Raw genomic sequence first — 8,179 nt, 5'->3', positions numbered from 1 at the left:
GGGGAGAACACCACGTCCGGGTCGAAGCGGTTGACCGCGAGCGCCGTGAGAACCTCCGCGGGCGAGGTGACCGAGGGGCCCGTGATCGTGGCGACGTCCTCGGGCACGAACGCCCGCTGGGCGGGGTCGCTGACCAGCGCGCACAGCCGCACCCGCGGATCCTGCCGCACCTCTCGGGCGGTCGCGGCGAGCAGCTCGGCGCTGTAGCGGCTGATGCCGTCGTGGTGGTCGGTGCGGATGTAGCGGGCGTCGAAGAGCAGCTTCACCGCTCGGACTCCCCGGACAGGCCACGCGCCCGGGTCTCCCGCCGGAACTGCGCGGCGCTCGCCGCGGGGTCCACGGCGGGGAGCATGCCGGTGAGCTGGTCGGGGGTGGACACGGTGGTGTCCGCGTGGGGCAGCTGGTCGTAGCCCTCCAGGGGCTCGGGGGCGGGGGACTCCAGGAAGTCCTCGATCATCCGCGCGGCGGTCTGCGGCGCCTCGTAGTGGATCAGGTGGCCCACCCCGGGGATGATCTGCAGGCTGTGGCTGCGGATCCAGGACGCCATGGTGCGCTGGGAGTCCACGGAGCCGAGGTCGTCCAGCTCGCCCACGATCAGCAGGGTGGGCATGGTGAGCTTCATGGCCACCTCGGCCACGGTGCGGGAGATCGAGGCGTCGTAGGCCTGGGTGAGGACGTCCCGGTTGGCGAACGTGTTGAAGTACGCCTGGTGCTGGCGCAGCGCGTAGTGCTTGATCTCGGGGTCCTCGGACTTGATCATCACGTCCGTCATGAGCTTGACCACGGCGTTGGAGGACAGCAGCCGGGTGCCCAGCCGGCGGGGCATGGTGGAACCCGCGCCGTAGTACAGCCGGGTGAGCTTGGTCAGGGACTTCTGCGACCCGCTCAGCGCGGGCTGGGAGATGGGGTTGATGAGCACCAGCCGCTCCACCATGGAGGGGTGCTCGGCGGCGAAGTGCGCGGCCAGGATGGAGCCGAAGGAGTGTCCCGCGAGCACCACGCCCGTGCCGGAGTCCGGGGTCACGGCGCCGTCGGTCAGGGCGGTGATGAAGTCCCGGGTGAACCGCACGTACTCGTCCACGGAGTGCTCGCGCTGCGGGAAGGGTTCGGAGCGGCCGAAGCCGGGCAGGTCCGGGACCACCACGTGGTACTTCTCCCGCAGTGCGGTGGCGATCAGCTGCAGCCCGTGGTGGTCACCGCGGAAGCCGTGGAGCATGACCAGCAGAGGTTTGCGCTGCTTGTCCGCGTCGTAGAACCAGTACCGCACGCGGTACCCGTCCAGTACCACGCTGCGGCGTTCTGCGTAGGGGTTGTCCACCGGGCCTCCATCCATGCGTCATCGGGCGCCCCCATGGTAGCCGGGCCCCCTGCACGCGGGCCGTGACGGCCGCTGGTCTAAACTGGGAGGGATCCCCACACATCCACGCGGGGGACCGCGCTGCCGCCCCGGAACCCCGGCCTCGGCACCCGCCCGGCCCCGTGAACCTGAAGGCGAGGCACGTGAGCGAGCACAGCACCCCGGAGGCGGGCACCGAGTACGACGTCCAGCGCATCGAGGCCACCTGGTCCGGCTACTGGGACGAGAACCGCGTCTACGCGCCCGCCGACGACGGCTCTGCGGAACGGCGCTACGTGCTCGACATGTTCCCCTACCCCTCCGGTGACCTCCACATGGGCCACGCCGAGGCGTTCGCCATGGGTGACGTGGTGGCCCGCTACTGGTGGCACCGCGGCTACGACGTGATGCACCCCGTGGGCTGGGACTCGTTCGGGCTGCCCGCGGAGAACGCCGCGATCAAGCGCGACGCCCACCCCGCGGAGTGGACCTACCGCAACATCGACACCCAGCGCGAGTCCTTCAAGCGCTACGCGATCAGCGCGGACTGGGACCGGGAGATCCACACCTCCGACCCCGAGTACTACCGCTGGACCCAGTGGCTGTTCCTGCAGTTCTACTCCCACGGGCTGGCCTACCGGAAGGACTCCCCGGTCAACTGGTGCCCCAAGGACCAGACCGTGCTGGCCAACGAGCAGGTGGTCAACGGGGCCTGCGAGCGCTGCCACACCCCCGTGACCAAGAAGTCCCTGAACCAGTGGTACTTCAAGATCACCGACTACGCCCAGCGCCTGCTGGACGACATGAGCGAGCTGGAGGGCCACTGGCCCGAGCGCGTGCTGGCCATGCAGCGCAACTGGATCGGGCGCTCCGAGGGTGCGCACGTGAACTTCGTGATCGAGGGCGCTCCCGCCGAGGGTGCCGACGCCTCGGACACCTCCGGGCGCACCGTCACCGTGTTCACCACTCGCCCGGACACCCTCTACGGCGCCACGTTCTGCGTGGTGGCCGCGGACGCACAGATCGCCCAGGACGTCGTGGCCCCCGAGCAGGCCGCGGCGCTCGCCGAGTACCGCGAGCAGGTCAAGGCGCTGTCGGACATCGAGCGGCAGTCCTCGGACCGCGAGAAGACCGGCGTGTTCCTGGGCCGCTGGGCGGTGAACCCCCTGACGGGCGAGAAGTTGCCGGTGTGGGCCTCGGACTACGTGCTCGCGGACTACGGCACGGGCGTGATCATGGCGGTGCCCGCCCACGACCAGCGTGACCTGGACTTCGCCCGCGCCTTCGACCTGCCGATCCGCACCGTGCTGGACACCGGCGAGGAGGATCCCGCGGTCTCCGGCGTCGCCGCGGTCGGGGACGGCACCCTGATCAACTCGGGTCCTCTGGACGGGCTGCCCAAGGCAGAGGCCCTGGAAAAGGCCATCGAGATCGTCACCGAGGCCGGCACCGGCGAACGCTTCGTGAACTTCCGGCTGCGGGACTGGCTGCTGTCCCGGCAGCGTTTCTGGGGTGCCCCCATCCCGATCATCCACTGCGCCTCGTGCGGCGAGGTGCCGGTGCCCGAGGACCAGCTGCCCGTGCGGCTGCCCGAGGACCTGCGCGGTGAGCAGCTCGCGCCCAAGGGGCAGAGCCCGCTCGCGGCGGCGTCAGACTGGGTGAACGTCAGCTGCCCCGCGTGCGGTGGGGCCGCGAAGCGTGACACTGACACCATGGACACGTTCGTGGACTCGTCCTGGTACTACCTGCGCTACACGTCCCCGCAGGACGACGCCGCCCCGTTCGACCGTGCGGCGGTGGACCGCTGGCTGCCGGTGGACCAGTACGTGGGCGGTGTGGAGCACGCGATCCTGCACCTGCTGTACTCGCGGTTCTTCACCAAGGCCCTCTACGACTTCGGCCTGGTGGGTTTCACCGAGCCGTTCAAGGCGCTGCTGAACCAGGGCCAGGTGCTCAACGGCGGCAAGGCGATGTCCAAGTCCCTGGGCAACGGCGTGGACCTGGGCGAGCAGCTGGACGCCTTCGGCGTGGACGCCGTGCGCCTCACCATGGTGTTCGCGTCCCCGCCCGAGGACGACGTGGACTGGGCGGACGTCTCCCCGCAGGGCTCCCAAAAGTTCCTGGCCCGCGCGTGGCGCCTGGCCCAGGACTGCACGGCGGACCCGGCGGCGTCGTTCGCGGACGGGGACAAGGCGCTGCGCAGCGCCACGCACCGCACGGTGGCGGACGCCGAGCAGCTGCTGGACTCCGGAAAGTTCAACGTGGTCATCGCCCGCACCATGGAACTGGTGAACACGGTGCGCAAGGCCATCGACACCGGCTGCGGCCCGGCGGATCCCGCCGTGCGCGAGGCCGTGGAGGCCGTCGCGATCCTGCTGAGCCTCGTGGCGCCGTACACCGCCGAGGACATGTGGCACCTGATCGGCCACGAGGACACCGTGGTGCGCGCCCCGTGGCCCACCGTGGACCCCGCGCTGCTCGTGCAGGACACCGTGACCGCCGTGGTCCAGATCAAGGGCAAGGTCCGCGACCGCCTGGAGGTCCCCGCGGACATCACCGAGGCGGACCTGGAGGCCGCGGCCATGGCATCGGAGACGGTCCAGCGGCTGCTCGCGGACGCCACGGTGCGCAAGGTGATCGTGCGCGCTCCCAAGCTCGTGAACATCGTGGTCTGATGACCGCCCACGGTTCCCGGAGCCCGTCCCCCGACTCGCACGAGCCGGAGGGCGGGCTCCGTCCGTTCCCGGGGCTGCGCACGGACGGCAGCGCGCACGCGGGGGACGCACCCGCCCCGCCCGCCTCCCCCGCAGGAGGCCCGGACGACGACGCCGCGCCGCGTCGCGCTCACGGGGGTCACCGTGCTGCCGCCGGTCCTCGGGAGCACCGCGCGGGACGCGGGGCGGACGCTGCCGCCCGGGGCGGGCATCCCGCTCACCAGGCGGTTCGAGGGCGTCCGCGCGAGAAAGGCGGTCGCCGCAGGGTCGCGGTGGTGACCGACAGTGCCGCCGCCCCGCCGCAGGGTTGGCTCGAGGACTGGGAGGGCTCCGGCGGGTTCGCGCTCGTGGACATGCCCGTGCTCATCGGCGGGCAGCTCCACACCGAGGACGAGGCGGACCGGCTCTCCTCCCTGGTGGTCGCCCTGGCCGAGGGCCGCCCGGTCACCACCTCCCGCCCCGCCCCGGGGCGGCTGCGCGCGGCCTATCGGAGCTTCGAGGAGGCAGGCTTCGAGGCCGTCGTGTCCGTGCACCTCTCGGGTGAGCTCTCCGGCACGGTGGGGGCGGCGAGGATCGCGCGGCAGGACATCGGGATCCCGGTGCGCATCGTGGACACCCGCAGCGCCGGTCTGGCGCAGGGACTGGGCGTGCGCGCGGCCCTGGGGGCGGCGGCGTCGGGAGCGGGGATCGAGGACGTCGCCCGCGCGGCCACCGAGGCGGCCGAACGGGCGCAGGTGCTGATCCAGGTGCGCTCCCTGGACACCCTGCGCCGCGGCGGGCGGGTGAACCCGACCACGGCGATGGTGGGCACCATGCTGCAGATCAAGCCGCTGCTGAGCCTGGCCGAGGGGAAGATCGTGACCGTGGAGCGCCCGGTGTCCCTGCCGCGGGCGAAGCAGCGGTTCATGACGCTCGTGGGGGAGGCGCTGGAGCACTCCGAGGCGCAGCACCCGGTGCTGTGCGTGCACCACGTGGCGGATCCGCACCGGGCGCGGGAGATCGGGGAGGTGCTCGTGGACCGCTACCGCCCGGACGCGGAGCTCGTGGTCAGCGAGCTGCCCCCGGTGCTGAGCGCGCACGTGGGGCTGGGGACGAAGGCGGCGATCGTGGAGGGGCCCACCTCCAGCCCGGTCGCGCACGGTGTGAGGGCTCCCCAGCCGGGCGTCTGACTCCCGCGTGCCGCACCGGGTCCACATCGGCGCGGTGACGCCCCTGGTGGGGGAGCGCGGCGCGGTGGAGTGGGGGCATGAGTGGCATCGAGTTCAGAGGGCGGCGCAGATTCCGTGACAGTGACGCGACCGAGCGGCTGAGCGCGCTGCTGCGCGAGGAGCGCACGGGCGGGGGATCCCACGCGGCCACCGGGCGTCCCGTGAGCGGGCCCGCGCAGAACGGGTCCGGAGTGCGGGGCGCGGCGGTGTTTCCGGGCGGCCGGGTGACCGACGGGCACGAGGAACGGGCCGATTCCGAGTTCGGCCGCTCGGATCTGCGTGCTGCGGACCTCTACGCCCCGGATTCGCACGCCTCGGACTCGTACGTCTCCGATCCGCCCGGCGACGTTCCGGGCGTCCCTGTTCCGGGCGTCCCCCATGCGGGCGCGCCCGAGGCGAGCATCCCGGCCATCCCGGAGACCGGGTCCGTGGACGATCCTGCGCTCTGGCCGGAACCGGGCGGCTCGCGGCACCGTGAGGACGTGACCGTGCGCCGTCGGCTGAGTCGCCCCGCGCTCGTGCTGCTGTGCGTCGTGCTGCTGGTGGCCCTCGGAGCGGGGTGCGTAAGTCTGCTGAACGGCGCGCCCGAGGACGACGAGGTCGTGACCACGGCCGGGGCGTCCCCGGACGGTGGATCCTCCGGGGACGGCTCACTGGACGGCGAGGGACGCCTTCGCCCGGCGGGGGCCGGAGCGTCACCCCGTGCCTCCTCGGAACCGTCGGGACGGCCGGGTTCCGGGCCGGGCGGTGCTTCCGGCGCCGCGGGGGCCGCCTCGGGCGCGCCCGGTGGTGTGGTGACCGTCCACGTGGTGGGAGAGGTCAAAGACCCCTCGGTGGTCACCCTGTCTCCCGGAGCCCGGGTCATGGACGCGGTCCAGGCCGCCGGAGGGTTTGCGCCCGGGGCCGTGAAGGACCGGATCAACCTGGCAGAGCCCGTGGTGGACGGCGCCCAGATCGTGATTCCCAACCGGTCCAACGTGGACGAGGTGCTCGCCGCCGGTGCCGCGCCGGGTGCCGGGGCACGGTCTGCCGGGCCCACTGCCGGTGGATCCGCCGCGGGCGGGACCTCTCCGGGCGGGTCCGCGGGGGCCGGAGCGCCCGGGCAAGGTGGGTCGGCCTCGGAACGGACATCCGGTACAGGGGATCAGCGCGCACCGGGCACCGGCTCCGGGGCCCTGGTGGACCTTAACACCGCCAGCCAGGCCGAGCTGGAGGAGCTGCCCAAGGTGGGGCCCGTGCTCGCGCAGCGCATCGTGGAGTTCCGCACCCAGCACGGTCCCTTCACTGCCCCGCAGCAGCTGGACGACGTCAGCGGAGTGGGCCCCGCCATGCTGGAGGCACTGCTGCCGCTGGTCACGGTGTGAGCGTGACGTGGGACCTGCGGCTGCTGCCCGTGGCGCTCGCGGTGTGGGCCTCGGCCGCCGCGACCATGGCCGCCGGGTGGGCCGGGGGCGCGGCGTGCGCGCTGATCGCCACGGTGCTGGTCCCGGTGGTGGACCGGGTGCCACAGTGGGCCCGGATGACGCGGGGGTGGGCACAGGGCGTGCGCCGGGTCGGTACCCCCGGGATCCTCGGCCGCGCGATCCGCGGCGGGACTGCACCGAGCCGTGCTCGTCGGCCCCACCGCAGCGATCGGTCCCACCTCAATGCTCAGCCCCCTCACACCGTGCGGTCCCCGCGTTCTGTTCTGTCCCGGGGGAGTGGTGGGGCGTCACGACGCGCTCACCCCGCCCCGAACGGACGTCCCACGCCTCCACGTCCCGTCATGGCCGCCCTCGTGCTCCTCGCGGGGGCGGCGGCAGTCGTGAGCGCGCTCGCCGCCACGGCACCGGCCCGGGCGTTTCTGGACGAGCACCCGCAGGGCTCGGTCGTGCGGGTGGAGGCGAGCGTGTCCGGGACACCGTCCCCCTACACGTCCCGCTCGCTGCACGGGGAGCAGGAGGCCTCCCACGGGGTCGCGGTCACCCTGGACGTGGCAACGGCGGACGGCGCTGCCACAGCCACCGGGCTCACCGTGTTCGCAACCCACCCCGGCTGGGAGGCCCTGGACGACGGGCAGCGCGTGAGCGCCGTCGTGACCGTGGCGAGCACCGCGACCCCCGCCCGGCTGCTTGCCCGGGCCACGTCCCCGCCCGTGACGGACGCACAGGCCGGACCCGAGCCCGGGCCGGTGGAGGCCGTCCGCGCGGACCTCACCCGCATCGCCGGGGGCTTCGGCGCCGTAAGTGCGGGCCTGGTGCCCGGCATGACCGTGGGGGACACCTCCCAGCTGCCGGACGCACTCGCCCAGAGCATGAAGGATACCGGGCTCACCCACCTCATCGCGGTGTCCGGTGCCAACAATTGCCTAGGCAGCGGATGAAAAATTGCATAGGCAATCCCGCCCGAACCACCAAAACCGCAGGTCAGGCGGCACTTTCGGGTACCCACCCCTACCTTCAAAGTTGGCGCGCGCCAAATGTACAAGCGACGTGTCTTTGGGTGGGCGGACGCTGCCGGCCCACCCGACACGACCATCTCTGCCGCGCCGCGCGGCCAGAGTGGCTGGGGGTCATGCGCCCCTGCCGAGGCACTGCGGCGCTGGGCACTCTGTGAGCTGGCGATGCCCTAGACCGGATCCGTCGTCGCCTATGAAGAGAGCATCGCAGACATCAACGTCCCGACCTTCGACGAAGACTGCTCGGAGCACGTACAGCTGGCAGGGCGAGAACCCGGGCGCGCTGTCGACGAGCCTCTTCACTCTTGCCTCGAACGACTCCCGTTCGCCGGAGGCTCGCCGCCTCGGCCGGTTCGGTCTCCCGGGTGGGCCCGATTGACCTGCTACATGGTCGGCATCCATGGACTTTGGGACTGCCGCACATTTAGGTGACAGTTGGGGGTGTCAGGCCGCGAGGCTCACGGCCGGGTTCATGATGGTCTCG

5 protein-coding genes and 1 pseudogene are annotated in these 8,179 nt (G+C 72.3%); 4 read left to right on the top strand and 2 right to left on the bottom strand.

Annotated features, from left to right (window positions below; all coding sequences use genetic code 11):
- Together QL985_RS10000 and QL985_RS09995 are read right to left on the bottom strand one after the other, a co-directional pair.
- Nucleotides 1-266: pseudogene (locus QL985_RS10000) on the bottom strand (glycosyltransferase family 1 protein); the annotation flags it as partial.
- Nucleotides 263-1,318, bottom strand: coding sequence for an alpha/beta hydrolase (locus QL985_RS09995; RefSeq protein WP_039101146.1), 1,056 nt, complete (start codon nt 1,316-1,318; stop codon nt 263-265). The pseudogene QL985_RS10000 and the gene QL985_RS09995, both read right to left, overlap by 4 nt.
- A gap of 182 nt (nt 1,319-1,500) precedes the next feature.
- On the opposite strand from QL985_RS09995, the gene leuS reads away from it, so the two are divergent.
- The 4 genes from leuS to QL985_RS09975 all read left to right on the top strand — a co-directional run bounded on the left by leuS (nt 1,501) and on the right by QL985_RS09975 (nt 7,620).
- Nucleotides 1,501-4,011 (top strand): leucine--tRNA ligase, encoded by a 2,511-nt coding sequence (gene leuS, locus QL985_RS09990; RefSeq protein WP_029603123.1) that lies wholly within the window; start codon nt 1,501-1,503, stop codon nt 4,009-4,011.
- Nucleotides 4,012-4,325: 314 nt separating this feature from the next.
- Complete coding sequence (locus QL985_RS09985) at nt 4,326-5,219, top strand: DegV family protein (RefSeq protein ID WP_237573707.1); 894 nt, start codon at nt 4,326-4,328, stop codon at nt 5,217-5,219.
- Between the two features lie 77 nt (nt 5,220-5,296).
- Nucleotides 5,297-6,622 (top strand): ComEA family DNA-binding protein, encoded by a 1,326-nt coding sequence (locus QL985_RS09980; RefSeq protein WP_121566179.1) that lies wholly within the window; start codon nt 5,297-5,299, stop codon nt 6,620-6,622.
- Between the two features lie 401 nt (nt 6,623-7,023).
- Nucleotides 7,024-7,620, top strand: a complete 597-nt coding sequence (locus QL985_RS09975) for a ComEC/Rec2 family competence protein (RefSeq protein WP_239358522.1) — start codon at nt 7,024-7,026, stop codon at nt 7,618-7,620.
- Nucleotides 7,621-8,179: the final 559 nt, after the last annotated feature.

This window comes from Kocuria sp. APC 4018, assembly GCF_030407675.1.
Taxonomy (GTDB): Bacteria; Actinomycetota; Actinomycetes; order Actinomycetales; family Micrococcaceae; genus Kocuria; species Kocuria rhizophila.
This window is presented reverse-complemented; position numbering and strand designations above follow the sequence as displayed.

Coding starts and splice junctions, on each gene's coding strand:
- QL985_RS09980 (WP_121566179.1), top strand. CDS start 5,297: ATGAGTGGCATCGAGTTCAGAGGGCGGCGCAGATTCCGTGACAGTGAC.
- QL985_RS09975 (WP_239358522.1), top strand. CDS start 7,024: ATGGCCGCCCTCGTGCTCCTCGCGGGGGCGGCGGCAGTCGTGAGCGCG.